The organism is Microbacterium sp. UFMG61 (assembly GCF_015354505.1).
In the GTDB taxonomy this organism is placed as follows: domain Bacteria; phylum Actinomycetota; class Actinomycetes; order Actinomycetales; family Microbacteriaceae; genus Microbacterium.
The window spans coordinates 25,537-50,954 of sequence record NZ_JACAFP010000013.1; the positions used below are offsets into that span (position 1 = coordinate 25,537).

At 69.1% G+C, this 25,418-nt stretch carries 25 protein-coding genes and 1 pseudogene; 20 read left to right on the plus strand and 6 right to left on the minus strand.

The window, feature by feature from the left end; all coding sequences use genetic code 11:
• Nucleotides 1–4: 4 nt before the first annotated feature.
• Genes IXW21_RS15645 through IXW21_RS15680 form a run of 8 tightly spaced genes read left to right on the plus strand, consistent with a single transcriptional unit; the run spans nt 5 to nt 7,473 of the window.
• Nucleotides 5–1,192: a thiolase family protein gene (locus IXW21_RS15645; protein ID WP_194765174.1), complete on the plus strand. Its 1,188-nt coding sequence runs from the start codon at nt 5–7 to the stop codon at nt 1,190–1,192.
• Nucleotides 1,189–1,920 (plus strand): enoyl-CoA hydratase/isomerase family protein, encoded by a 732-nt coding sequence (locus IXW21_RS15650; RefSeq protein WP_194765175.1) that lies wholly within the window; start codon nt 1,189–1,191, stop codon nt 1,918–1,920. Before IXW21_RS15645 ends, IXW21_RS15650 begins: the two co-directional genes overlap by 4 nt.
• Complete coding sequence (locus IXW21_RS15655) at nt 1,917–2,783, plus strand: 3-hydroxyacyl-CoA dehydrogenase family protein (protein WP_194765176.1); 867 nt, start codon at nt 1,917–1,919, stop codon at nt 2,781–2,783. The genes IXW21_RS15650 and IXW21_RS15655 overlap by 4 nt, the downstream gene beginning before the upstream one ends.
• A complete protein-coding gene (gene paaZ / locus IXW21_RS15660) occupies nt 2,780–4,861 on the plus strand; it encodes a phenylacetic acid degradation bifunctional protein PaaZ (RefSeq protein WP_194765177.1) in 2,082 nt (693 codons plus the stop codon). The genes IXW21_RS15655 and paaZ overlap by 4 nt, the downstream gene beginning before the upstream one ends.
• Nucleotides 4,858–5,268, plus strand: coding sequence for a hydroxyphenylacetyl-CoA thioesterase PaaI (paaI, locus tag IXW21_RS15665; RefSeq protein WP_228528642.1), 411 nt, complete (start codon nt 4,858–4,860; stop codon nt 5,266–5,268). The genes paaZ and paaI overlap by 4 nt, the downstream gene beginning before the upstream one ends.
• Nucleotides 5,269–5,288: 20 nt before the next feature.
• Nucleotides 5,289–6,584: a phenylacetate--CoA ligase PaaK gene (gene paaK, locus IXW21_RS15670; protein ID WP_194765178.1), complete on the plus strand. Its 1,296-nt coding sequence runs from the start codon at nt 5,289–5,291 to the stop codon at nt 6,582–6,584.
• Between the two features lie 50 nt (nt 6,585–6,634).
• A complete protein-coding gene (locus IXW21_RS15675; RefSeq protein WP_194765179.1) occupies nt 6,635–7,129 on the plus strand; it encodes a helix-turn-helix domain-containing protein in 495 nt (164 codons plus the stop codon).
• Nucleotides 7,126–7,473: a DUF86 domain-containing protein gene (locus IXW21_RS15680; protein ID WP_194765180.1), complete on the plus strand. Its 348-nt coding sequence runs from the start codon at nt 7,126–7,128 to the stop codon at nt 7,471–7,473. Before IXW21_RS15675 ends, IXW21_RS15680 begins: the two co-directional genes overlap by 4 nt.
• 21 nt (nt 7,474–7,494) lie before the next feature.
• Here IXW21_RS15680 and IXW21_RS15685 read toward each other — a convergent pair whose 3' ends face one another.
• Nucleotides 7,495–9,618: a RecQ family ATP-dependent DNA helicase gene (locus IXW21_RS15685; RefSeq protein ID WP_194765181.1), complete on the minus strand. Its 2,124-nt coding sequence runs from the start codon at nt 9,616–9,618 to the stop codon at nt 7,495–7,497.
• 94 nt (nt 9,619–9,712) lie between these two features.
• Between IXW21_RS15685 and IXW21_RS15690 the strand changes: the two genes are divergently transcribed.
• The 8 genes from IXW21_RS15690 to IXW21_RS15725 all read left to right on the plus strand — a co-directional run bounded on the left by IXW21_RS15690 (nt 9,713) and on the right by IXW21_RS15725 (nt 16,413).
• On the plus strand, nt 9,713–10,132 hold the full coding sequence (locus IXW21_RS15690; protein ID WP_194765182.1) for a pilus assembly protein CpaE: 420 nt from the start codon (nt 9,713–9,715) through the stop codon (nt 10,130–10,132).
• An 87-nt stretch (nt 10,133–10,219) separates the two neighbouring features.
• The gene (gene paaA, locus IXW21_RS15695) at nt 10,220–11,197 is read left to right on the plus strand and encodes a 1,2-phenylacetyl-CoA epoxidase subunit PaaA (protein WP_194765183.1); all 978 of its coding nucleotides are present in this window, start codon (nt 10,220–10,222) and stop codon (nt 11,195–11,197) included.
• Nucleotides 11,197–11,502: a 1,2-phenylacetyl-CoA epoxidase subunit PaaB gene (gene paaB, locus IXW21_RS15700; protein ID WP_056308954.1), complete on the plus strand. Its 306-nt coding sequence runs from the start codon at nt 11,197–11,199 to the stop codon at nt 11,500–11,502. The genes paaA and paaB overlap by 1 nt, the downstream gene beginning before the upstream one ends.
• Nucleotides 11,499–12,353 carry a 1,2-phenylacetyl-CoA epoxidase subunit PaaC gene (gene paaC, locus IXW21_RS15705; RefSeq protein WP_194765184.1) on the plus strand — a complete coding sequence of 285 codons (855 nt, stop codon included), beginning with the start codon at nt 11,499–11,501 and terminating at the stop codon, nt 12,351–12,353. The genes paaB and paaC overlap by 4 nt, the downstream gene beginning before the upstream one ends.
• Nucleotides 12,347–12,853 (plus strand): 1,2-phenylacetyl-CoA epoxidase subunit PaaD, encoded by a 507-nt coding sequence (paaD, locus tag IXW21_RS15710; RefSeq protein WP_194765185.1) that lies wholly within the window; start codon nt 12,347–12,349, stop codon nt 12,851–12,853. The genes paaC and paaD overlap by 7 nt, the downstream gene beginning before the upstream one ends.
• Nucleotides 12,853–14,031 (plus strand): 1,2-phenylacetyl-CoA epoxidase subunit PaaE, encoded by a 1,179-nt coding sequence (gene paaE / locus IXW21_RS15715; RefSeq protein WP_194765186.1) that lies wholly within the window; start codon nt 12,853–12,855, stop codon nt 14,029–14,031. Before paaD ends, paaE begins: the two co-directional genes overlap by 1 nt.
• A 10-nt stretch (nt 14,032–14,041) precedes the next feature.
• Nucleotides 14,042–14,812 (plus strand): enoyl-CoA hydratase/isomerase family protein, encoded by a 771-nt coding sequence (locus IXW21_RS15720; protein ID WP_194765187.1) that lies wholly within the window; start codon nt 14,042–14,044, stop codon nt 14,810–14,812.
• A gap of 77 nt (nt 14,813–14,889) precedes the next feature.
• Complete coding sequence (locus tag IXW21_RS15725) at nt 14,890–16,413, plus strand: ATP-dependent DNA ligase (RefSeq protein ID WP_194765188.1); 1,524 nt, start codon at nt 14,890–14,892, stop codon at nt 16,411–16,413.
• A 7-nt stretch (nt 16,414–16,420) separates the two neighbouring features.
• On the opposite strand, the gene IXW21_RS15730 is transcribed toward IXW21_RS15725, so the two are convergent.
• The 4 genes and pseudogenes from IXW21_RS15730 to IXW21_RS15745 form a co-directional block, all read right to left on the minus strand.
• On the minus strand, nt 16,421–16,930 hold the full coding sequence (locus tag IXW21_RS15730; RefSeq protein ID WP_194765189.1) for a phosphoribosyltransferase: 510 nt from the start codon (nt 16,928–16,930) through the stop codon (nt 16,421–16,423).
• A gap of 48 nt (nt 16,931–16,978) precedes the next feature.
• Nucleotides 16,979–17,824, minus strand: coding sequence for a transglutaminase family protein (locus IXW21_RS15735; protein WP_194765190.1), 846 nt, complete (start codon nt 17,822–17,824; stop codon nt 16,979–16,981).
• A complete protein-coding gene (locus tag IXW21_RS15740) occupies nt 17,821–18,747 on the minus strand; it encodes an alpha-E domain-containing protein (protein ID WP_194765191.1) in 927 nt (308 codons plus the stop codon). The genes IXW21_RS15735 and IXW21_RS15740 overlap by 4 nt, the downstream gene beginning before the upstream one ends.
• A pseudogene (locus IXW21_RS15745) lies at nt 18,741–20,442 on the minus strand (circularly permuted type 2 ATP-grasp protein). The gene IXW21_RS15740 and the pseudogene IXW21_RS15745 overlap by 7 nt, the downstream one beginning before the upstream one ends.
• Before the next feature lie 204 nt (nt 20,443–20,646).
• Between IXW21_RS15745 and IXW21_RS15750 the strand changes: the two are divergent.
• From IXW21_RS15750 to IXW21_RS15760, 3 genes are read left to right on the plus strand one after another with little or no spacing between them, the layout of a single operon-like run.
• The gene (locus IXW21_RS15750; protein WP_194765192.1) at nt 20,647–22,296 is read left to right on the plus strand and encodes a thiamine pyrophosphate-binding protein; all 1,650 of its coding nucleotides are present in this window, start codon (nt 20,647–20,649) and stop codon (nt 22,294–22,296) included.
• A 27-nt stretch (nt 22,297–22,323) separates the two neighbouring features.
• Nucleotides 22,324–23,178, plus strand: coding sequence for a PhzF family phenazine biosynthesis protein (locus tag IXW21_RS15755; protein ID WP_194765193.1), 855 nt, complete (start codon nt 22,324–22,326; stop codon nt 23,176–23,178).
• Between the two features lie 35 nt (nt 23,179–23,213).
• Complete coding sequence (locus IXW21_RS15760; protein WP_194765194.1) at nt 23,214–23,648, plus strand: NUDIX domain-containing protein; 435 nt, start codon at nt 23,214–23,216, stop codon at nt 23,646–23,648.
• A 34-nt stretch (nt 23,649–23,682) separates the two neighbouring features.
• On the opposite strand, the gene IXW21_RS15765 is transcribed toward IXW21_RS15760, so the two are convergent.
• The gene (locus IXW21_RS15765; protein WP_056311863.1) at nt 23,683–24,063 is read right to left on the minus strand and encodes a VOC family protein; all 381 of its coding nucleotides are present in this window, start codon (nt 24,061–24,063) and stop codon (nt 23,683–23,685) included.
• Between the two features lie 138 nt (nt 24,064–24,201).
• On the opposite strand from IXW21_RS15765, the gene IXW21_RS15770 reads away from it, so the two are divergent.
• Nucleotides 24,202–25,416 carry a hypothetical protein gene (locus IXW21_RS15770; RefSeq protein WP_194765195.1) on the plus strand — a complete coding sequence of 405 codons (1,215 nt, stop codon included), beginning with the start codon at nt 24,202–24,204 and terminating at the stop codon, nt 25,414–25,416.
• The last annotated feature ends 2 nt before the right edge of the window (nt 25,417–25,418 follow it).

A 25,418-nucleotide genomic window follows, 5' to 3' on the forward strand; every position in this document is an offset into this window, starting at 1 on the left:
GACGATGTCCGAGGCCTATCTCGTGGATGGCGTCCGCACCCCCGTCGGCCGGTACGGAGGCGCGCTCGCGTCCGTCCGCCCCGACGACCTCGCCGCCCTCGTGGTGGGTGAGACCGTCCGTCGGGCGGGCGTACCCGCCGAGGCGATCGACGAGGTCATCCTCGGTGCCGCCAACCAGGCCGGTGAGGACAATCGCAACGTGGCACGCATGGCCGTGCTGCTCGCGGGGCTCCCCGATTCGATCCCCGGCCTGACCGTCAACCGCCTCTGTGCCTCCGGAATGTCGGCGATCGCACTCGCCGCGAACGCCGTGCGCGCGGGAGATGCCGATCTCATCGTCGCCGGCGGCGTCGAATCCATGACCAGGGCACCCTGGGTGCAGGCGAAGCCGGAGCGCGCGTGGGCGAAACCCGGCGCCGCCTTCGACACGTCGATCGGCTGGCGGTTCACGAACCCGCGACTGAGCGCTCGAGACAAGGCGACCTTCTCGATGCCCGAGACAGCCGAAGAGGTGGCCAGGGTCGACGGGATCAGCCGCGCAGATGCCGACGCCTTCGCTCTTCGGAGCCATCAGCGAGCGATCGCCGCGATCGACGCGGGGCGCTTCGCCCCCGAGATCGTCGGAGTGGAGACGAGCCGCGGACTCGTCGACACCGACGAGGGGCCACGGCGGGACACCACTCTCGACGCGCTCGCGACGCTGCGCGCTGTGGTCGCCGGCGGCGAGGTCGTGACAGCCGGCAACTCGAGTTCTCTGAACGACGGCTCCTCGGCGATCGTCGTGGCGAGCGCCGAGGCCGTCGATCGGCATGGACTGCGGCCTCGCGCGCGGATCATCGCGTCGGCGAGCGCCGCGCTCGCTCCCGAGATCATGGGCCTCGGCCCGGTGCCGGCGACGCAGAAGGTGCTCGCGAAGGCGGGCCTGCAGATCGGCGACCTCGGAGCCGTCGAGCTGAACGAGGCCTTCGCCTCGCAGTCTCTCGCCTGCATCCGCCGCCTGGGGCTGGACCCCGCGATCGTCAACGCGGACGGCGGAGCCATCGCGCTGGGTCACCCGCTCGGCTCGAGCGGATCACGGCTCATCGTCACCCTGCTGGGCCGACTCGAACGCGAAGGGGCTCGATACGGACTCGCCACGATGTGCGTCGGCGTCGGGCAGGGCACGGCCATGATCGTGGAGCGTCTGACGTGACCCTGCACATCGAGGAGCGCGACGACCGGGTCGTCGCCACGCTCGACCGCCCCGAGAAGCGCAATGCGATCGACCAGGAGACCATCGACGCCCTGCACGAGTTGTGCGCCGCGCTCGAGGCGTCGCCGCGGACACTCATCGTCACCGGCTCCGACGGGATCTTCGCGGCGGGCGCCGACATCGCCCAGCTGCGCGACCGCACTGCGGACGACGCCAGGCGCGGCATCAACGCGATGGCCTTCATCCGCGTGCGCGAACTGCCGATGCCGGTGATCGCGGCGATCGACGGCTATGCGCTCGGAGGCGGCGCCGAACTCGCCTACGCGGCCGATATCCGCATCGCCACGCCGTCATCGCGCATCGGGAATCCCGAGACCGGACTCGGGATCATCGCCGCAGCAGGTGCGACATGGCGCCTGCCCGAGATCGTCGGCGACGCACGGGCGAGCGAACTGCTTCTCACCGGGCGCGCCCTCGACGCCGAAGAGGCGCTGCGGTGGGGACTCGTCTCGTCGCTGCATCCCTCCGACGAGCTGCTTTCGGCGGCGCATGCGATCGCCGACCGCATCACGGCGAACGACCCGCTCGCGACGCAGTACACGAAACGCGCACTGCGCGCGCCACGCGCGCAGCATCCGGCGATCGAGCTCGAGCTGCAGGCCGAGCTGTTCGAGTCGCCCGAGAAGCACCGCCGCATGACCGCATTCCTCGAGAGGAAGAACCGATGAGCGAGCCAGCGGAGGCACCGCGCAGGGTCGGGGTTCTCGGCGGAGGGCGCATGGGAGCCGGAATCGCGCACGCGTTCCTGCTCGCCGGCTCGCACGTCACCGTGGTCGAGCGCGACGCGGCGAGCGCGGATGCAGCCCTGGCACGCGTCAGCGACAGCATCCGCAGATCCGTCGACCGCGACCTCTCCCTTCAGGAGGCCGACATCGTCGGCCGTCTCACCACAGGAAGCGACATCGCGTCGTTCGCCGACATCGATCTCGTGATCGAGGCGGTGCCCGAGGATCGCGAACTCAAGGAGCAGGCCCTCGCCCGCGCCGAAGCGGCGATGCCCGCACATGCGACGCTGGCGAGCAACACGTCGTCGATCTCGATCGATGACCTGGCCGCGAACCGCCTGCGCCCGGAGCTCTTCCTCGGCCTGCACTTCTTCAACCCGGTTCCCGCCTCCGCGTTGGTCGAGATCGTTCACGGGACGGCGACTGCCCCCGCGGTGACCGACCGCGCCGGCGGCTGGGTGTCCGCGCTCGGCAAGACACCGATCGTGGTCAGCGATTCCCCCGGCTTCGCGTCTTCGCGACTGGGTGTGATGCTCGGCCTCGAGGCCATCCGGATGCTCGAGGAGGGCGTCGCGTCGGCGGCCGGCATCGATGCGGCCATGACACTCGGATACCGACACCCGATGGGCCCCTTGCGCACCACCGACGTGGTCGGTCTGGACGTGCGGCTCGGCATCGCCGAGGAGCTGGAGCGCGCACTGGGCGAGCGGTTCGCCCCGCCGGAGCTGCTGCGACGAATGGTCGCCGAAGGAAAGCTCGGCCGCAAGAGCGGCGAAGGGTTCTACACATGGAACGAGGAGAGATGACCGAGTATCTGCCGAGCTATGTCCAGGGCGAGTGGTGGACGCCGTCGTCGCCCGAACGCTCCGCCGAGGTCCGCGACGCGTCTACCGGCGACGTCGTCACGCTCGTCTCCACCGAGGGCTTGGATCTTTCGGGGGCCCTGGAGCACGCGCGCGCGGTCGGACAGCGGAGCCTCGGCGCGCTGACGTTCCACCAACGAGCGGTGCTGCTCAAGCAGTTCGCTCTCGCCCTCACCGAGCGCAAAGACGAGCTGTATGCGCTGTCCGCCCGCACCGGCGCGACGAAGAACGATTCGTGGGTCGACATCGACGGCGGGATCGGGGTGCTGTTCTCCTACTCCGGCAAGGGGCGGCGCGAGCTGCCCAACAGTCGCGTGCACGTCGACGGCCCGGTCGAACCGCTCTCGAAGGACGGCTCGTTCCTCGGTCGCCACGTCTACACGACGCTGCCCGGCGTGGCCGTGCAGATCAACGCGTTCAACTTCCCGGTGTGGGGATCGCTCGAGAAGTTCGCGCCGGCGTTCCTCGCGGGCATGCCGACCCTCGTGAAGCCCGCGACCCCCACGGGCTATCTCGCCGAGGCCATGGTGCGCATCCTCGTCGAATCCGGGTTGCTGCCGGACGGATCTCTGCAGCTGGTGAGCGGCAGTGTGCCCGACCTGTTCGAGAACCTGCGACTCGGCGACATCGTCGGCTTCACGGGCAGCGCGTCGACCGCGGAGAGTCTCAAGGCCCACCCGGCGGTGCAGACCGGCGGGGTGCGCTTCACGGCCGAGACCGACTCGATCAACGCCTCGGTGCTCGGCACGGACGCCATCGAGGGCACGCCCGAGTTCGACGCGTACGTGCGCCAGCTCGTCACCGAGATGACCACCAAGGCCGGCCAGAAGTGCACGGCCATCCGCCGCGCGATCGTTCCGACCGGATCGGCGGATGCCGTGATCGCCGCCGTGCAGGCGCGCATCGCCGACAGGACAGTGCTGGGCGACCCGCGCGCCGAGGGCGTCACCATGGGCCCTCTCGCCTCGACCGCGCAGCGCGACGAGGTGCTGCGGCAGGTGGGCAGGCTGCAGTCGGCGGGGGGACAGATCGTCGTGGGATCGACGGATGCTCCCGAGGTACGGCTCACCGACGGCAGCACGGGCCTCTCTCCCGACGGGGCGTTCGTCTCGCCGCTGCTGCTGCGCTTCGACGACTCGCAGACCGACGCGGCGCATTCGATCGAGGCCTTCGGTCCGGTGTCATCGCTTCTCACGTACGACACCACCGCCGACGCCGCAGCGCTCGTCGCTCGGGGCGGCGGCTCGCTCGTCACCAGCATCGCGACGCACGACCCGGCGCAGGCAGTGGACCTGGCCGCACGCATCGCGCCCTTCAACGGCCGCATGCTGCTGCTCGACCGCGACGACGCGCGATCGTCGACCGGTCACGGCTCCCCGCTCCCCAACCTCGTGCACGGCGGCCCCGGCCGGGCCGGCGGCGGCGAGGAGCTCGGCGGTATCCGAGCGGTGCTCCACCACATGCAGCGCACCGCGGTGCAGGGCTCTCCCGAGATGCTCACAGCACTGACAGGGGTATGGCACGCGGGGGCCGCCGCGCACAGCGACGGGCGGCATCCGTTCCGCAAGTCGCTCGCGGAGCTGCGGATCGGCGACCAGATCGTCTCGGCATCGCGCGAGGTGACGCTGGCAGACATCGAGACGTTCGCGCACTTCACAGGTGACACGTTCTATGCGCACATGGATGAGGCTGCCGCCGCCGCGAACCCGTTCTTCCCCGGACGCGTGGCGCACGGCTACCTGCTCGTGTCGTGGGCGGCCGGCCTCTTCGTCGACCCCGAGCCGGGGCCGGTGCTCGCGAACTACGGCCTGGAGAACCTGCGGTTCATCACCCCCGTCTCCCCCGGCGACACGATCCGCGTCGAGCTCACGGCCAAGCAGATCACCCCGCGCGAGACCGACGAGTACGGCGAGGTGCGCTGGGACGCAGTGATCCGCAACCAGAGCGACGAGCTCGTGGCGACCTACGACGTGCTCACGCTGGTGAACAAGCAGCAGACACCGGAGGGTGTGGCCGCATGAGGCCGATGATGCAGCGCGACGCCGCCTCGGCGATGCTCGGCATGGTCGTCGAGCTCGACGAGCCAGGAGAGGCGGTGGTCTCAATGACGGTGCGCGACGACATGCTGAACGGCTTCGCGATCACGCACGGTGGGCTGGTCTTCACACTCGCCGACACCGCTTTCGCGATCGCCTGCAATGAGGACGAGCGCGTCACCGTCGCCGGCGGCGCCGACATCACGTTCCTCAAGTCCACGACCGCGGGCCAGCGGCTGACGGCACGCGCCGTGCGTCGGGTCGTCAGCGGCCGGAACGGGCTGTACGACGTGTCGGTCACCGACGAGTCCGGTGACGTCGTCGCCGAGGTGCGCGGCCGCTCGCTCACGACGAACCGCTCGCAGGAGGGGCGACCCGACCCATGCTCATGACCGCGACGAAGGAGTCGACGATGAACCAGGAACGCACGGAGATCGGGACCGAGAGGGAACTGCACTCGCCGGACGCACTCGCTCGACTCCAGCTGGAGCGTCTGCAGTGGACGGTGCACCACGCCTATGAGAACGTGCCGACCTATCGCCGCAAGTTCGACGAGCATGGCGTGCGCCCCGACGACATCCGCACCCTCGACGACGTGCAGAAGCTTCCGTTCACCACGAAGGCCGACCTGCGCGAGAGCTACCCGTTCGGGATGTTCGCGGTGCCGATGGCCGACGTCCGCCGCGTCCACGCGTCATCCGGGACGACCGGGCGTCCGACCGTGGTGGGGTACACGGAGGGCGACCTCGACAGGTGGAGCGACCTGATCGCGAGGTCGCTGCACGCGGCCGGCATCCGCGCCGGGATGAAGGTGCACAACGCGTACGGCTATGGACTCTTCACCGGCGGACTCGGCGCGCACGCGGGTATCGAGCGCCTGGGTGCCACGGTGATCCCCGTGTCCGGCGGCCAGACGGCCCGGCAGGTGCAGCTGATCACCGATTTCGAGCCGGATGCCATCCTGTGCACCCCCAGCTACCTGCTCACGATCGCGGACGCGATGGAGGCGGCAGGGATCGACCCGACGACGACCTCGCTGCGGGTGGCGGTGCTCGGCGCCGAACCCTGGACGAACGAGATGCGGCGCGAGATCGAACGTCGGCTGAACATCGACGCGGTCGACATCTACGGACTCAGCGAAGTCATGGGGCCGGGTGTCGCGAGCGAGAGCGTGCTCACGAAGGACGGGCCGCACATCTGGGAGGACCACTTCCTGCCCGAGATCATCGACGGCGACACCAGTGGGCGGCTCGTGGACGGCGAGCTCGGTGAGCTGGTGTTCACCTCGCTCACCAAGGAGGCGTTCCCCGTCATCCGCTACCGCACACGCGACCTCACGCGACTCCTTCCCGGCACGACCTACCCCGCGCTGCGGCGCATCGAGAAGATCACCGGGCGCAACGACGACATGATCATCCTGCGCGGCGTGAACCTGTTCCCCACGCAGATCGAGGAGCTCGTGATGGGCATCGAGACGCTGACGCCGCACTTCGTGCTCGAGCTGCACCACGTCGCGCAGCTCGACACCATGACCGTGCGCATCGAGCGGCATCCGTCGTTGAGCGCCGAGGAGTGCGATGCCGCTGCCGCGGTGCTCCACCAGCGCATCAAGATGCACATCGGCACGAGCGTCGACGTCAAGGTCGAGGAGCCCGGCACGCTGCCCCGCAGCGAAGGCAAGTACAAGCGCGTGTACGACCTGCGCTGAGAGGTCAATCGCCTAACCGCGATATCGCGGATAAGCGATATCATCACTGCATGAGTCGCGCCGCCGAGTTGATCCGCAACGCCCGCCGCAAGAGTGGGCTGACACAATCCGCGCTGGCCCGGCTCGCCGGCGTGACGCAGAGCGTCGTGAGCGAATACGAGAACGGCAGGCGCGAACCGTCGTTCGACGCCGTCGACAGGTTGATCTCGGCCGCCGGGCTTGTCGTCGAGGTCACCCCGCGCACTGCGGAGGAGCACAGCGCGCGCGACCACGTGATCGCGCTGTCCGGCGAACTCCGGCACGCACTCGAGCCGCTCGGGGCGCGACGCATCCGCCTCTTCGGCAGCGTCGCTCGCGGCGACGAGAGCGCATCGAGCGACATCGATCTGGCCGTCGATGTCGCGCCGACTGTCGGCGTGTTCGATCTGCTGCGGATGAGGCGAGTGGCCGAGCGGATCCTCGACCGGCCGGTCGACCTCGTCCCCTTCGACGGCCTCAAACCCGCAGTGGCAGAGGCAGTCGAACGTGAAGCCGTCACGTTGTGAACCGGCACACCTCCGAGAGGCTTCAGGACATCGAGGCCGCCTGTGACGCGATCGCTCGTTATGAGCGACGGATGGACAGCGATGACGAGATCGTCTTCGATGCCATACGCGCCCGGCTCATCGAGATCGGCGAGGCGGTGAAGGATCTCAGTGAAGCCGCGACCGCCACTGAGCCCGGCATCCCGTGGGCGGAGATCGCCGGGATGCGTGATTACCTCGCGCACCGCTACTTCGACACCACCCACGCCATCGTCATGACGACAGCGCGCACCGATATCCCGCTGCTTGCCACAGCTGTTCGGCGGATGAAGTCGAGAGAAACGGACGCATCGACGAAGCACTGACGGATGCTTCTGACACCGACCTCAGCCGCGGAGCGCGAGCACGAACGGAAGCACCTCGGTGGCACCGGCCTGACGAAGCGCGCGTGCGGCGACGGTGAGGGTCCACCGACTGTCGGCCAGGTCGTCGACGAGGAGCACCGGGCCCTCGGGAATGTCGAGGCCCTGCGCGCTGAATCTGTCCCACAGACCGGCGAGACGGAAGACGCTGTTGCCGCCGGGCTGCCCCGTCGGTCCGCCGTTCACGAGATCGAGCGCACCGAGGTACGGCAGCCGCCCGATCTCGGAGATCCCGCGGGCGAGAGAGTCGACCAGCAGCGGATGCGACCGCGACGGCATGGCGACCACCGCGACGGGGCGCTCCGTCCACCCCCAGCCGGCGAGGACGCGCACACACCCGCCGAGCACCTGCGGGGTCACCGCTGCGTCGGGCGCCCCCGCGGCGAAGAGCTCCCGCAGGGTGCCGCCCCAGCCGAGGTCGGTCAGTCGGGCGAGAGCACGCCCCTCGCCCGCCTGCTCCCCCGGCGCGATGCGCCCCTTGACCGGGATGTCGAGCTTGTCGGCCCCTGTCGGCCAGGCACGCCGCGGTTCGACGGGGACGCCCACACGATCGAGCGACTCCGCGGCCTGCGTGGTGGCTGACTCGCCGATCTCGCTCGGGAACCAGATACCCGCACAGTTGTCGCACCGGCCGCAGGGTGCCGCGGTGTCGTCGTCGAGGGAGCGCTGGAGGAACTCCATCCGGCATCCGTCGGTCTGCTCGTAGTCGATCATGTGCTGCTGCTCGGCCCGGCGCTCGACCGCGATGCGCTCGTAGCGCTCGGCATCGTACGTCCACGGCTGCCCGGTCGCGACCCACCCACCCTGCACTCGGCGTACCGCACCATCGACGTCGAGCACCTTGAGCAGCAGCTCGAGAGGCGTGCGCCGGATGTCGACCATCGCTTCGAGAGCGGGGGTCGAGATCGGCTGGTCTCCGAGCGCCCCGATCACGCGCTCGGCACGCTCACGATCGGGCATCGACGCCGTCGCGAAGTAGTGCCAGATGTCGCGGTCTTCGACGCCCGGGAGCAGGAGCACATCCGCGCTCTCGCTCGCACGACCCGCACGACCGACCTGCTGGTAGTACGCGACCGGTGATGACGGAGCGCCGAGGTGCAGCACGAATCCGAGGTCGGGTTTGTCGAACCCCATGCCGAGTGCACTCGTGGCGACGAGCGCCTTGACCTCGTTGCGCTTCAGCATCCCCTCGGACTCGGTGCGCTCATCGGTGTCGGTCTGCCCGGTGTAGGCGCGCACCTCGTGGCCGTGATCGCGCAGCAGCCTCGCGGTGTCGACCGCCGCGGCGACGGTGAGCGTGTAGATGATCCCGGAGCCGGGGAGGTCGTCGATGTGGCTCAGCAACCACGCCAAACGGCTCGCCGAATCACGCAGGCGCAGCACGCCCAGCCGCAGCGAGGTGCGGGCGAGCGGGCCGCGGATCGTCAGAACCTCGGGTCGGTCGTCCACGGATTCCGCCCCGCCTGTGCCGAGCTGCTCTGCGACGTCTGCCACGACCCTGCTGTTCGCCGTCGCCGTGGTGGCGAGCACCGGCACCTGAGGCGGCATCTGCTCGATCAGGTCGCGCAACCGCCGATAGTCGGGACGGAAGTCATGCCCCCAGTCACTGATGCAGTGCGCCTCGTCGACCACCAGCATCCCGATCCTTCGCACGAGCGCCGGCAGCTGCTGCTCGCGGAACGCAGGATTGTTGAGTCGCTCGGGAGACACGAGCAGCACATCGACCTCGTCTCGGTCGAGCTGCTCCATCACCTCCGACCACTCATGCGCGTTGGTCGAGTTGATCGCGACGGCACGAACGCCCGCACGCTCGGCCGCGGCGATCTGATCGCGCATCAGTGCGAGCAGCGGCGAGACCAGCACGGTGGGGCCGGCGCCCTGCCGCCGCAGCAGTAGCGTCGCGACGAAGTACACGGCCGATTTGCCCCACCCGGTGCGCTGCACGACGAGCGCCCGGCGCCGACCCTCGACGAGGGCCTCGATCGCTTCGTACTGACCGTCGTGGAAGTCGGCATCGGGACGACCGACCAGCTCGCGGAGCGCCGAGAGCGCAGCGGTGCGGGTGTCGACAGCGGCGGGGGAAGTCATGTCTCCACTGTGCCTCATGCCACCGACAGCCTGGCCCCGTTCATCCACAGCCGGATCCGCGCCGGCCCTCGACGACGTCGTCTACCGTAGAGAGATGATCACCCGAGAACTGGCCGTATCTCTGCGCGACGCCGGTCTCGTGTGGCATCCGACCGAGGGCGATCGCTTTCAGCTCGATCTGCCGAACGAGGTCGAGCTCGAGGCCGAGGCCGACGTCTTCACGGTCAGCGAGATGACGATCGAGGCTCGCCAGACGCCCAGCGGCACGGATCTGGCCTTCAACGGTACGACCGAGTGGGCTCTCGATGCCGTCACCCTCGCCGATGCCGTCTGGCTCCCCCGCGAGGACCAGTTGCGCGAGCTGCTGCGAGGCACCTTCCGCGCCCTGACCCGCGTCTCCGATGCGTTCGTCGTCGAGGTGGAGATCGCCGGAGAGACACTGCGGTTCGAGCATCCGGACCCCTCCGAGGCCTACGGTCGAGCGCTTCTCGACCTCGTCTCGCGCTCGCGCTGATCGCCCTGCCTTGCGCGCCGACGACCTCCGTGTCAGAATTACCTAACGACCGGTCAGTAAAGCCGGTGAGACACCGAGGAGTCGATGATGACCAGCCCCGCAGATCTCTCCCTCGTCGCAGACGAGCTCTCCGATGACGAGCGCCTGTTCGACGAGCTCATCGCGAACGAGCAGCGCATCGAGCCTCGCGACTGGATGCCCGACGCGTACCGCAAGACGCTGATCCGTCAGATCTCGCAGCACGCGCACTCGGAGATCATCGGCATGCAGCCGGAGGGCAACTGGATCACCCGGGCGCCGAGCCTCAAGCGCAAAGCGATCCTGATGGCCAAGGTGCAGGATGAGGCCGGGCACGGCCTCTATCTCTACTCCGCCGCGCAGACCCTCGGGATCACGCGCGACGAGATGATGGACCAGCTCATCAGCGGCAAGGCCAAGTACTCGTCGATCTTCAACTACCCGACCCCCACATGGGCGGATATGGGTGCGATCGGATGGCTCGTCGACGGAGCCGCGATCTGCAACCAGGTTCCGCTGTGCCGCGCGTCGTACGGGCCCTACGGCCGCGCGATGGTGCGCGTCTGCAAAGAGGAGTCGTTCCACCAGCGCCAGGGTTTCGAGATACTGCTCTCCTTGATGCAGGGCACCGACGAACAGAGGCAGATGGCACAGGATGCCGTGAACCGCTGGTACTGGCCGAGTCTGGCGATGTTCGGCCCGCCGGATGACCAGTCCCCCAACTCCGCCCAGTCGATGAAGTGGAAGATCAAGCGCTTCACCAACGACGAGTTGCGTCAGCGGTTCATCGGGATGCTCGTGCCGCAGGCCGAGATCCTCGGTGTCACCCTTCCCGACCCCGATCTGCGGTTCGACGACGAGACCGGCCAGTACGTGATCGGCGAGATCGACTGGGACGAGTTCTTCGAGGTGTTGCGCGGCAACGGTCCGTGCAACGCCGAGCGTCTCGAGCGCCGCCGCACGGCACATGAGGAGGGCGCCTGGGTGCGCGAGGCCGCGGCCGAGTATGCCCGCAAGCAGGCGCTGAAGACGAAGGCGGTGGCGTGATGGCGACGCCGGGAGCCGACGAACGCGAGCCCTGGCCACTCTGGGAGGTCTTCGTCCGAGCGAACCGCGGTCTGAGTCATGTGCATGTCGGATCCCTGCACGCTCCGGATGCCGACATGGCGATCCGCAACGCCCGTGACCTGTACACGCGCCGCGGCGAGGGCGTGTCGATCTGGGCAGTTCCGGCGGATGCGATCACCACCAGCGACCCCGACGCGAAGGGCGCCTACTTCGAGAGCCCCGCGGGCAAGAACTACCGGCATGCCGTCTACTACACGGCGTCCGAAGGGGTGCCGCACCTGTGACCCTTCGACAGGCTCAGGAACCCACCGGTTCGCACGGCGACCCGCACGGCGACGTCTCGGTCGATGAGCTGCGGCTGAGCGAGGAGCTCATCGGAACCGGCGCCGCCGCAGCATCCGCCGACATCGCAGAGTACGCGCTGTGGCTCGGCGACGACGCCCTGATCCTCTCGCAGCAGCTCGGCGAGTGGATCGCCCGTGCACCGGAGCTCGAAGAAGACGTCGCGCTCGGCAACATCGCCCTCGATCTGCTCGGCCACGCCCGCTCGTTCCTGCACTTCGCGGGGTCCTACGACGGACGCTCCGAAGACGAACTCGCCTACTTCCGCGACGAGCCCGAGTTCCGTAGCGCCTGGATCGTCGAGCAGCCCAACGGCGACTTCGCGCAGACCATCGCACGTCAGTTCATCGTGTCGACCTACATGTTCGAGCTCTACTCCGCCCTGCGGGCGAGCACGGACGAGACGTTCGCCGCGATCGCGGAGAAGTCCCTCAAAGAGGTCGACTACCACCGCGATCACGCGGTGCAGTGGGTGCTTCGCCTCGCCGGCGGCACCGACGAATCGAGGCGGCGGATCCTCCGTGCGCTCGGCGATGTCTGGCCCTACGTCGACGAACTCTTCCGCGATGAGCCCCTCATCGATCGCCTCGGCGACGCGGCTGTACGGCCGTCGACTCTGCGCACCGGTTTCGATGCGGTCGTCGACACCGTGTTCACCGAGGCGGAGCTCGAGACGCCCACCGTCGCGGCATCGTCCGCCGGCGGCCGACGGGGAGCGCACGCGACACCCCTCGGCCACCTGCTCGCCGAGATGCAGGTGCTCGCCAGGCGGCATCCGGGAGCATCATGGTGACCGACATCCTGCACCACGACACCGAGGCCGCCGCCTGGAGGATCGCCGCAGCCGTGGCAGACCCCGAGGTGCCGGTGCTCACGATCGAAGACCTCGGCGTGCTCCGCGCGGTCGCCGTCGACGGCGAGACCGTGCGAGTCGACATCACCCCGACATACAGCGGATGCCCGGCGATGGACACGATCCGCGACGACGTCATCCTGGCGCTCACCGCAGCCGGATACGCACAGGTCGAGGTCCGTCTCGTGCTCTCCCCCGCCTGGACGACGGACTGGATGTCGGATGCCGGCAAGCAGAAGCTGTCGCAGTACGGCATCGCCCCGCCGACCGGACGGTCGGCGATCTCCTCCGGCCCGATCCGCCTGACCATCAGCGTGCGCTGCCCCCGGTGCGGCTCGCTCGACACCCGCGAGGTCTCACGCTTCGGATCCACCTCGTGCAAGGCGCTCTTCGAATGCCGCGCCTGCCTCGAGCCCTTCGACCACTTCAAGGTGCACTGATGTCGCTGTTCGCTGTGTCCCGCCCCGCGCCGGCGGCCTCTCCGCGCTCCGCCGTGTCGGCCACGAAGAAGCGCGCGCGCTTCCACACCTTGGCGGTAGAAGAGGTGCGGCCGCTCACCGACGACTCGGTCGAGGTGACCTTCACCGTTCCGGCCGAGCTGGCCGATGACTACGACCACCAGCCCGGCCAGTACGTGGCGCTGCGCACGACGCTCGAAGGCACCGAGGTGCGCCGGTCGTACTCGCTGTGCCGCGCGCCCGAGCATCGCACGGACGAGCAGATCGCAGCCGGGATGCCGACCCGCCTCAGCGTCGCCGTGAAGCGCGACGAAGGCGGGCTCTTCTCCACCTGGGCGCAGACGGGGCTGCACCCGGGATTCGAGATCGACGTGATGAGTCCGCAGGGCACCTTCACCTCGGGCCTCGACGACCTCGATCAGCGCCACGTCGTCGGCATCGCCGCGGGCTCGGGCATCACACCGCTCATGGCTCTCGCGCACACCGTGCTGACGCGCTCAGACACCTCCCGTTTCACGCTCCTCTACACGAACCGCTCGACGCTGGACGTGATGTTCCTCGAGGACCTCGCCGACCTGAAGGACCGCTATCCGACGCGCCTGACTCTGCACCACGTGCTCTCGCGCGAGCAGCGCACGGCCCCGGTGCTGTCCGGACGCATCGATGAAGAGAAGCTCCGCACCATCCTGGGGATGCTCATCGACCCGACCGATGTCGACGAGTGGTTCCTGTGCGGACCGCTCTCGCTCGTCGACCTGTGCCGCGAGGTGCTCGCCGACGTGGGCGTGCCGCGGGAGCACATCCGTTTCGAGCTCTTCACGACCGGGGATGAGCCGGTACGTGCGGCCCGACCCGTCGAGGTGCGGGCCGGTGAGAAGACGATTCGGATCGAGGTGAACCTCGACGGCGTCTCTTCGACCGTCGAAAGCCCTGCCGACGCCCACGAGTCCGTGTTGAACGCCGCACTGCGGGTGCGCCCCGACGCCCCGTTCGCGTGCGCGGGCGGCGTCTGCGGCACGTGTCGCGCCCGCGTCATCGAGGGCAGCGTGACGATGACCGAGAACTACGCCCTCGAACCCGACGAGCTCGACCGCGGTTACGTCCTGACCTGCCAGTCCCACCCGACGAGCGACCGCGTCGTCGTCGACTACGACGTCTGAGGAGCATCCGATGATCGATCTCACCATCGAGGACGACGTCGCGACGGTCGTTCTGAACGCACCGGCGAAGCTGAACTCGCTCGACGAGCAGGCGCTGCGCGATCTCGGGCGCGCCTACGACGAAGCCGATGCCGCGGGAGTGCGGGCGCTCGTGCTCCGCGGCGAGGGCCGGGCGTTCTGCGCCGGCCGTGACATCTCCGCGGTGGACCCTCGCGACGATGACGTGATCGGCTATCTCGGTGGCCTCGTCACGCCCCTGCTGCAGAGGATGTCGCGCTTTCCCGCGCCGACCTTCGCTGTCGCGCACGGCGCCTGCCTGGGCGTCGGACTCGGACTCCTGATCGCCACCGACGTCGTCTACGTCGCGGAGTCGGCGAAGATCGGCTCGCCGTTCGCCGCGCTCGGGGCCACCCTCGACTCCGGAGGCCATGCGCTCTTCGTCGAGCGGCTCGGAGCGCACAAGACGCTCGACCTCATCTACACGGGGCGGCTGATGAGCGGCGCCGAGGCGGTGGCGTCGGGACTGTTCTCGCGGGTTCTCCCCGACGACGAGGCGCTGCAGATGACGACGGATGCCGCGGCGAGTGCGGCTCGAGGGGCCACGGCGGCATTCCTCGCAAGCAAGCAGCTGGTCGCGAGGATCCGCGACGAGCGGCTCGCCCTGTGGGACTCGATCGAGGTCGAGAACGCCGCGCAGGCCGCACTCTGCGACACCGACGACTACCGCGAGGGCTTCACGGCGTTCCAGGAGAAGCGGAAGCCCGAGTTCCGCGGGCGCTGAGCCGACCTGCCTACCGCGACGGAACGAGCGAAGGCAAGCCCGTCGCCGATGTCGGATGCCGATGCCAGACTGCATCCATGTTGCTCTCGGAGCTCGTCTCCACCGCCGAAGAGGTCGCCGCCACCTCATCACGTCTCGCCAAGATCGACGCGGTCTCGCGGCTGCTCGCACGAGTGGAGGCCGATGACGTGCCCGCCCTCGTCGGCCTGCTGCTCGCGACACCGCGTCAGGGCCGCCTGGGGGTGGGCTGGCGCGGGATCACCGCCCTCGACGTGCAGCACGCCGAGGGGTCGTCACTGTCGATCAGCGACGTCGATGCGGCCTTCGAGGCACTGGCCGGCTCATCGGGATCAGGGTCTGCAGCGGCCCGGACCGATCTGCTCTCCGCTCTCGCGGCGCGTGCCACCGTCGAGGAGTGGGATTTCCTGTCGCGCGCGATGCTCGGAGAACTGCGCACGGGCGCACTCGGCGGCGTGCTGCTCGACGCGATCGCCCGCGCCTCCGATCGCCCTGCGGCATCCGTGCGGCGTGCCGCGATGCTGTCCGGTGACCTGGGCGACACCGCGGTCCTCGCCCTCACCGGCACCGAGGCCGAGCTCGACGCGGTCGGCCTCGTGGTCGGGCGCCCGGTGCTGCCGATGCTCGCCTCGACCGCGGCCACCCCGACCGCTGCGCTCGAGATCACAGGACGCGCCTCGGTCGAGTACAAGCTCGACGGAGCGCGCATCCAGGTGCACCGCAGCGGCGACGCCGTGAGCATCTACACCCGCAGCCTCGCCGACATCACACACCGTGTGCCCGAGATCGTCGAGATCGTGCGAGGCCTCCCCGCTGACGACCTGATCCTCGACGGCGAGACGCTCTCGCTCGATGAGGACGGCGGCCCCCGCCCGTTCCAGGAGACCATGTCGCGGTTCGGAGCCGACGTCTCGCGCGACCTCGTGCTGCGGCCCTGGTTCTTCGACCTGCTGCATGTCGACGGTCGCGACCTGCTCGACGAGCCCCTCTCCACCCGCCTGACCGAGCTGGAGAGGGTGGTGGGCGAATGGCGCATGCCGGGCATCGTGACAGACGATCCCGCAGCCGCCGAGCAGCTCTCCCGAGATGCTCTGGCAGCCGGGCACGAGGGAGTGCTCGTCAAGGGCGTCGACGCCCCCTACTCCGCGGGTCGCCGCGGCAAGTCCTGGGTGAAGGTCAAACCCGTGCTGACGTACGACCTCGTCGTGCTCGCCGCCGAATGGGGTTCGGGGCGTCGCCAGGGGTGGCTGTCGAACCTCCATCTCGGCGCGCTCGATCCCGACGGAGAGTTCGGCGAGCCGGGCGGATTCGTGATGGTCGGCAAGACCTTCAAGGGACTCACCGACGATCTGCTGCGCTGGCAGACCGAGAACTTTCCGCCGTTCGAGACGCGGCGCACCCAGAGCACGGTGTTCCTGCGCCCCGAGTTCGTGGTCGAGATCGCCATCGACGGCGTGCAGCGATCGCCCCGCTACCCCGGTGGCATCGCGCTGCGCTTCGCTCGCGTGAAGGGCTACCGACCCGACAAGACGCCGTCAGGAGCCGACACGATCCAGACGCTGCGCGCGTTGCTGCGAGCGTGAGAAGAGCTCAGGCGCTCGGTGCGAGCCCGAGGTCCTCTTCGCGGACGGTGCCCTGGAACGACCACGGGAAGTTGATCCAGAGATCGGTGTCCTTCCACGCATAGTCGGGCTGGATGATCGTCGACGGCTTGGTGTAGATGGTGACCGAGCGCACATCGGCACCCTTGTCCTTCAACAGTTGCACGGCCAAAGCGAGGGTGCGCCCCGAATCGGCGACGTCGTCGACGAGCAGCACGCGCCGCCCGTCGAGGTACGCCATGTCGAGCTCGGGCGGCAGCACCTCGGGCGCATCCAGCACCGTGCCGATGCCCGTGTAGAACTCGACGTTGATCGCGCCGCAGTTCTTCGCACCGAGGCCGTACGCGATCGCGCCGGCCGGCAGCAGACCGCCGCGGGCGATCGCCACGACGACCTCGGGCACGAAGCCGCTGTCGAGGATGCGGCGCGCGAGGTCTCGCGTCGCGGATCCGAAGCCGTCCCAGGTGAGCGTCTCGCGCTCGATCGAAGCATCCGTCATCGTCTCATTCTTCCCCACCGCCGAGCCTCCCGCGGTCGCGGGCCGGAGTCATCCGAGGCGCGTGACTTCGACCGACACGAAGAGCTCGGATGCACTCGGGCCGGCGTACACCCCGCGCAGCGGCGCGACATCCGCATAATCGCGTCCGTGCCCGACATAGACATGCGACTCCCCTACCTCGACGAGGTTGGTCGGGTCGTAGCCCCGCCACTCGCCGGAGTACCACTCCACCCAGGCGTGCGACTCCCCCGTCACGGGCTGTCCGATCGCCGCGGTCGGGTCGGGGTGCAGATAGCCCGAGACGTACCGCGCCGGGATTCCTGCCGCCCGGAGCACGCCGAGCGCGACGTGCGCGATGTCCTGGCACACGCCCGATCGCGTCGGCCACGCGTCACGAGCCGTGGAACTCACCCCGGTCACACCGCTGCGGTACTCCATCGCCTCCCCCACTGTCGTGCAGATCTCGAACGCGGTCTCGTCGACCCCTCCGCCCTCTGCCTCGATCCGCAGAGCGAGGTCGCGCATCTCCTCATCCGGGTCGGTGGCCGGTGTCTGCGTCACGCATTCGGCCAGGGTCAGCGACTGCGGGATGCGCGCGGCGAGCTCGTCCCAGTCGATCCCGGCACCCGCGTGGGGCGACGGCCGGACATCGACCACGCTGGTCGCCGTGACGGAGAGCTCCTGGTGCGGGGTGAGCACCTCGAACGTCGAGACGCGCGTGTCCCAGTAGTCCGCGTACGAGTGCTGGGTCGCCGTCGGCGAGATGTCGAGCGTCGCCTGCAGCACGAACTGCCCTTCCCTCGAGTGCGGCAGCATCCGCGCCTCGTTGTACGAGGCCGTCGCCGGCTGCTCATAGCGGAAGCCCGTGCGGTGCACGATCCGGAGCCGGCTCACAGCGCCTCTCCGATCCACACCGGCATCGCGATCGACGGGAAGTACCGCTCCCTGATCGCGTCACTCGCCATCGACATCCCCACCTGGACCTCCTCCATGCTCTCCGACAGGCGATGCACGGTGTCGCCGATCGGTCGGTATTCGAGCTCCGACCGCATGCGGCCGAGCACACGGTGAGCGCGGTCCGGGGCTCCGAATGCGGCGGCCGGATCGATCCCGCGCAGGCAGTCCTCGGCCTGCAGGATGCTCGAGAGCACCGAGCGGGGGAACAGCCGATCGACGAGCAGGAACTCCACCGCGGAGGCGGCTGTCGGTACAGCCCGGTGGCTGCGCAGGTGGGCCTCGTACGCGCCGCAGCTACGCAGCAGCGTCGTCCAGCTCGGGCCCCCTGCCTCCGTCAGAGACCGCGTGGCCAAGAGCCGAGCCGTCATGTCGGCGCGCTCGATCGAGCGGCCGAGCACGAAGAAGTGCCACGCCTCGTCTCTGCTCGTCGACGAGTCCACCACCCCGAAGGCCAGCGCCGACCGGTCACGCACCCACCGGAAGAACGGGTGCGTCTTGTCGGACGCGATCCGCCGCGGCATCCGTGCGTTCGACTCATTGAGCGTCTCCCAAAGGTCCGTCGAGATGATCTCGCGCGCGCGGCGCGCGTTCTCCCTCGCGGAGGCGATCGAGTGCGCGATCGAGGCGGAGTGGTCCCGATCCAGTGCGAGCAGCCGCACCACGTCGTCACGGCTCAGCACCGCGTCGTCATCGGCCGTCGTGCCCATGACCGAGAGCAGCGCACGGCAGGCGGTGTCCTCCTCGACCCAGGGATCCTCGAGAAGCATCTGCAGATGCACGTCGAGGATGCGCGCGGTGCCGTCCGCCCGCTCGACGTATCGCCCGATCCAGAACAGCGCCTCCGCGATGCGACTCAGCACGTCGCACCCCCCTGCTGCTGTTGCTGCTGCTGTTGCTGCTGCTGCTGTTGCTGTTGCTGGTGGTGACGCAGTTCGAGGTCCTCGTCCTGCGGCGACGAGAGAAACGGCTGATGCGGCTCCTCTCGCGATGGCGACACGATCGCGATCGCCCCGGTGGCGAGCGACACCTCGTCGGCGGCGGGGTCCGCCTCCCCCGTCACGGTCGTCGTGGGCCCGGTGAACAGAGACGGGTCGAGCACCCAGGTGTCCTTCGACCCTCCGCCCTGGCTCGAGTTCACGACCAACTGCCCCTCGGGCAGCGCGACTCTCGTGAGCCCGCCGGGGAGCACCCAGATGTCCTGCCCGTCGTTGACCGCGAACGGGCGCAGGTCGACGTGCCTCGGCCGGAAGCCGTCTTCGACGAGCGTCGGGATCGTCGACAGCTGCACGACCGGCTGGGCGATCCACCCTCGCGGATCCGCGAGCAGTGTCTTGCGAAGCTCCTCCAGTGTCTCGCGCGAAGCGTCGGGCCCGACGACCAGGCCCTTGCCGCCCGAACCGTCGACCGGCTTCACGACGAGTTCATCGAGCCGATCCAGCACCTCCTCGAGAGCATCCGGCTCCTCGAGCCGCCAGGTGTCGACGTTCGGGAGCACCGGCTCCTCCCCCAGGTAGTAACGGATCAGGTCGGGCACGTACGTGTAGACGAGCTTGTTGTCGGCGACGCCGTTGCCGACGGCGTTCGCGAGCGTCACGTTGCCGAGACGGGCGGCGAGCATCAGCCCGGGCGCCCCGAGCACGGAGTCCGGCCGGAACTGCTGCGGGTCGAGGAACTCGTCGTCGACCCGTCGATAGATGACGTCGACGCGGGTCGGGCCCGCTGTGGTGTGCATCCACACGCGACCGCCCGAGCAGAACAGGTCGCGTCCCTCGACCAGCTCGATGCCCATCATGCGGGCCAGCAGCGTGTGCTCGTAGTAGGCCGAGTTGTGCACACCGGGGGTCAGCACCACCACCGTCGGATCGTCGACACCCGCGGGCGCGGCCGCGCGCAACGCCTGTAGCAGCCGTCCGGGGTAGTCGACCACGGGACGCACCCGCAGACTCGTGAACAGCTCGGGGAGCGTCTGCGCCATCACCCGCCGGTTGGCGAGCACGTAGCTGACTCCGCTCGGCACGCGCACATTGTCTTCGAGCACCCGCCAGGCCCCGGCCTCATCGCGGATGACGTCGATGCCCGCGACATGGATGCGTACGCCGTTCGCGCCGACGATCCCCGCCGCCTGACGGTGGAAATGAGAGGACGAGCTGATCAGCGATGCCGGGATCACGCCGTCCTGCACAGCCAGCTGGGTCCCGTAGACGTCAGCGAGGAAGGCCTCGAGCGCCCGCACCCGCTGTTTCACCCCGGACTCGACGTAGGTCCAATCGTCCGCGGCGATCACGCGCGGGACCACATCGAGCGGGAACGGCCGCTCCTCCCCCCGCGAAGTCGAACGTCACCCCCTGCGCGAGGTACGAGCTGGCCAGTGCATCGGTGCGGGCCCGCAGCTCGGCATCGTCCATGCCGGCGAGCGCCGGATACATGTCCTTGTACGGGAGCCTCACGCCGCCTCCGTCGCGCAAGCCATCTGCGGGGAACATCTCGTCCCACGGAGCAGCCCCCGCCCGCTCGGGTGATCGACGCGAGGTGTATCCGTTGAACAGCGACTCCATGACCGCATGTTTCCCTGCCACCGTTTCGGCGGTGTTACGCGCACGAGACGGAGCCGCGACAGCGACCACGGCGGTAGGATCGACTCGTCCGGCGCACTCTGGCGCCGGTGCCTGAAAAAGAGGCACGAAGCACTCCACGATGACGCGGGGGCGAGACACATACGGAATCGCACGTTCTCCGTCCCTGTCTCGAAAGGCTTCCCCATGCCCACCGTCTCCGCGCACGTCGCCCTCACGCTCGCCCAGCACATCGACGCCGTCTTCGGCGTGATGGGCAACGGCAACGCCTACTTCCTCGATGCCATCGAGACGCAGACGGATGCGGTCTTCACCGCCGTCCGCCACGAACAGGGTGCGGTCGTCGCCGCCGACGCGCACTTCCGCGCATCCGGACGCATCGCCGCCGGGACCTCGACCTACGGTGCGGGCTTCACCAACACGCTGACCGCTCTCGCCGAGGCCGTGCAGGCGCACGTGCCGCTCGTGCTCGTGGTGGGCGACGAGCCCACCTCCGGACCGCGCCCGTGGGATGTCGACCAGATCGCGCTCGCCTCGGCCGTCGGCGCCCGGACCTATACCGTCGGGCATGCGGATGCCGCAGCGACTACCGTGATCGCGATCGAGCACGCGCTGACCTATCGGGTGCCCGTGGTGCTGGCGATCCCCTACGACGTCGCATCCTTCGAGGCGGGAGCGGTGCCCGAGGCGCCGATGCCGCGCATCCCCGCGCCGCTCGCTCCCCGCGGAGAGTTCGCCGAAGGCACGTTGAGCGAGATCGCCGCGGCGCTGACCGGGGCATCCCGCCCGTTCCTGCTCGCCGGCCGAGGTGCCTGGCTGGCCGGCGCCGGCCCGGCGCTGGGCGAGCTCGCCCGCCTGACCGGCGCCCTGACGGCGTCTTCCGCACTCGGTCGCGGGGTCTTCGCCGAGACGCAGTACGACCTCGGGGTGACCGGAGGTTTCGGTGCCGACGGCGCCATGGAGCTGATCCGCACCGCCGACGTCGCGGTCGTGTTCGGCGCCTCGCTCAACCAGTTCACGATGCGGTTCGGCGAGCTGTTCGCGCCGGGCACCCGCGTGTTCCAGATCGACATCGCTCCGGCGGCCACGCACCCGCACGTCGGCGGCTTCGTCAGAGCGGATGCCCGTCTCGCCGCAGAGGAACTCGTCGCCCGGGTCGGCTCCGCCACGACGACGGCACCGTGGCGCGAGACCGTCGACGTCGCCGCCGCACGCACGTACGACGAGGGCGACGCCCTCGCCCCGGATGGTCGTCTCGATCCCCGATCGGCCGCACGCCGCATCGCCGAACTCCTTCCGAGCGATCGCGTCGTCGTCTCGGATGGCGGGCACTTCATCGGCTGGGCGAACATGTACTGGCCCGTCGAGGCCCCGGACCGCATGATGATGGTCGGCACCGCGTTCCAATCGATCGGACAGGGCTGGCCGAGTGTGGTCGGCGCGGCGCTTGCCCGCCGAGAGTCGACCGTCGTACTGACGTCGGGCGATGGCGGAGGCCTGATGGCGATCGCCGACCTCGAGTCCGCCGTCCGCGCCGCTCAGGGCCGTGGCATCGCCGTGATCTGGAATGACGCGGCCTACGGCGCTGAGGTGAACCTCTACGGTCTCAAGGGACTCGCCGAAGGCCCGATGCGCATCCCCGAGGTCGACTTCGCCGCCTTCGCGGCCGCCGTCGGCGCCGAAGGCGTCGTCGTGAAGGCGCTCGCCGATCTCGACCGGCTCGACTCCTGGACACAGGAGGATGCCGCGACCCGGCGGTTCCTGCTGCTGGACCTCCGCATCTCGGGCGACGTCATCGCGCCGTACCAGCAGGAGATCATCCGCGTGAACTCGTGACTCCGCGTGCTCGGTAGGCTCCTCGTCATGACAGAACTCGACGGTGTCCTGCGCTATAGCGCGTTCGCGGCAACCCCCGAGGGCGGGAACCCCGCAGGGGTTGTCCTCGACGCCGGCGGGGTGACCGACGAGCAGATGCAGCGGATCGCCGCCGACGTCGGATACTCGGAGACCGCGTTCGTCGTCGGCCGGGCCGCGGATGCGCCGATTCCTCGTTATCGTGTGCGGTATTGGTCGCCTGCGGCGGAGGTGCCTTTTTGCGGGCACGCGACGGTGGCCACCGCCGTCGCCCTCGCCGAGCGCGACGGCACCGGCGACGTGGTCTTCGACACCGATGCCGGGGCCGTCACGCTGCGATCGGTCGCCGACGCAGACGGACGGATCATCGTGTCGTTCACGAGCGTCGAGCCCCAGGTGCGCGATCTCGATCCCTCGGTGCTCGAGAGACTCCTGAGCCTGTTGGGCGTCGACGTCGCGGATCTCGACGAGCGCTTCCCTCCGAAGGAGGCGTTCGCCGGCAACTGGCATCCGGTCGTCACTCTCCGCGACCGAGAGCTGTTCGATCAGTTCCGCTTCTCCCCCGCCGACGTCGCCGCGCTCATGCGCGAACAGGGGTGGCTCGGCACCGTGACGGTGCTGCACGCGGTGAGCCCTGCGGACTTCGACGCGCGCAACCTGTTCCCGGTCGGCCGCATCACCGAAGACCCGGCGACGGGGTCAGCGGCGGCATCCGTGGGCGCATACCTGCGGGATCTCGGCCATGCGGAGCAGGCCGTCCGCATCCACCAGGGCGCGCACGTTCGTCGCCCGAGTCTGCTCACCGTGACGATCCCGCCGACCGGCGGCATCGTGGTGTCCGGCGGGGCGTTCCGACTACCCTGAGCCGCGCGCCCGTCCTCCTGCGTTAGCCTTCCGGGATGCCTGCCATCCGCAACATCGCCGTCGGTCTGCCCGTGAAAGACGGGCATGTGCTCGCCCTCGAAGGACACGACCGCTCGCGCGGACTCGACTTCCTCCGCGCGATCGGCGGCGGCATCGAGTTCGGCGAGACCGCGGTGGAAGCGCTCGGGCGAGAGTTCATGGAAGAGCTCGGCGTCTCGCTCCAGGACGCGGAGCCTCTCGGCGTCTTCGAGAACATCTTCATCTACGAGGGCGAACCCGGGCACGAGATCGCCCACGTCTTCGCGGTGACCTGTGCGGAGCTCGACGCCGTGCCTCTCGACGCCGAGCTCCGCATCCTCGATGAGGGCAGCCCGGTGCGCTGGGTGCCGATCACCGACATCGAGTCCGGCATCCGCGTGCTGTTCCCGGTAGGCGCGCCCGAGGGGCTGCGCACGATCTCCGCACGCTGACGCTCCGCGCGCTGACCGCCGGCCGCCCGCCGCGTCAGGCCTGCGCGCTGTAGTCCGGCAGTTCCTGAAGCGTCCAGGTGTTGCCATCGGGGTCGTCGAACCAGACGAAGCGCCCCCAGCCCAGGTCTTCGACGCCCTTGGTCGTCACGCCCACGGCTTCTAGTTGTGCCTTCGCCTCATCAGCGTTCGGCACCACCACCTGGATCGTCTTCTGCTGCCCCGGCTCGAGAGGAATCTCGAGCCCCGTGCCGAAGGCTATCGAGCAGGCGGACCCCGGCGGAGTCATCTGCACGAAGCGCAGCCCCTCGTACGGAACCTGGTCGTGGTCGGGGTTGAATCCGATCTTCGTGTAGAACTCCTTCGAGCGGTCGACGTCGGTCACCGGCACGAAGATGAGCTCGATCTTCCAAGTCATCATGCGCTCCTCGCTGTGGGCGCCTTCGCCCATCGGCCCTCAGAGTACGCGGGGCTTCCGACACCCGCCAGAGCGGTGGCGCCTCACGAACCCGATGACTGGCCGCGCGTGTGCTCATCGGTGACGGATACTGGTCCGGTGACGCGACGACGAGAGCATGACCGGATGCAGGTGCTCCTCGAGGCACTCGGCGAACCCGAGGGGGACGCCGCCGTGAGAGATCTGATCGCTGCGTTCGGTACCAGACCGGTAGAGACCGCCGCGTATCGCATCGGGGAGCCGGCTGTGATCTCGCGGCACCTGCGATTCGGATCCGGTGGTGAGATTGTGCTGCATGACGACACGGTCACGGCCGTGATCCTGCACCTCACCCCCACTCCGTTCGCCTCGCGGGGACTCGACCTGGACGTGTGGATCCCCGGGATCGGCAACAGCGCGACGTTCGCCGACTTCAGAGCGAGCTTCGACGTCTCGTGGAGGTTCGCAGAGGGCGACCGCTACTTCGTGCTCGACGCCGCCTACCTGCGCCCGGAGTTCGTGAAGTACGGAGGCCGCCGAGCCGGTGATCTCCAGCGGGTGGCCTTCACCGTGGAAGACCCGAAAGACACGTGCCGTCCGGTCCACGACGGCTGCCCGGTGTGCCGCGAGCTGGTCGCACGCACCGAAGACGATCTCTTCGATCTGGACGGCACGATCCACCGCCTCATCGACGGCATCGAGGCAGGAGTGCTCACGAGCAGGGACGGGCCCGTGCCTCTCGCCGATCTCCTCACTCTGCACGCCTCCGCCCTGTTGGAGCGGGTGGAGAGCCAGGTCACGTGCACCGCGTGCGGTCGGGTCGCATGTCTCACCCTGTATCGCGACTCCTCACCGACATTCGACCATCTCCCTCTGGATGCCGCACTGCGACGACCCCACGAAGCGATCCCTCCCGTCGAGCACTGGGGCGATGCCGCTCGTATCGCCGCGGCGCGAGAGGCGATGCGATACGTCGACCACGAGCCAGGCTCATGGTTCCTCGTCGAACAGCACGGCGACCTGTACCTGGACTCCCGATACACGATCAGCTCGATGCTCGACGACTCGTGTCTGATCCGCCTGGATGACGCCGAGCGCCGCCAGTACCACGAAGCGGGCCGCGACAGCCTCACCGACCTCGCCAGGCGCATCGACAGCAGCGGACCCCGTCGGGAAGGATCCCCCTTCCACCTGCGGAACCTCCGCCTATACCCCGACGACGGAAGGGACTACTCCTCCGAAATCCGAGCAGCGATCGCCGATCACACCTGGCTCGCTCGGCAGAAGCAGGCAGCGGCCCAGCGGGCGCGCACAGCATCCGCTGCGGAGGGATGAGC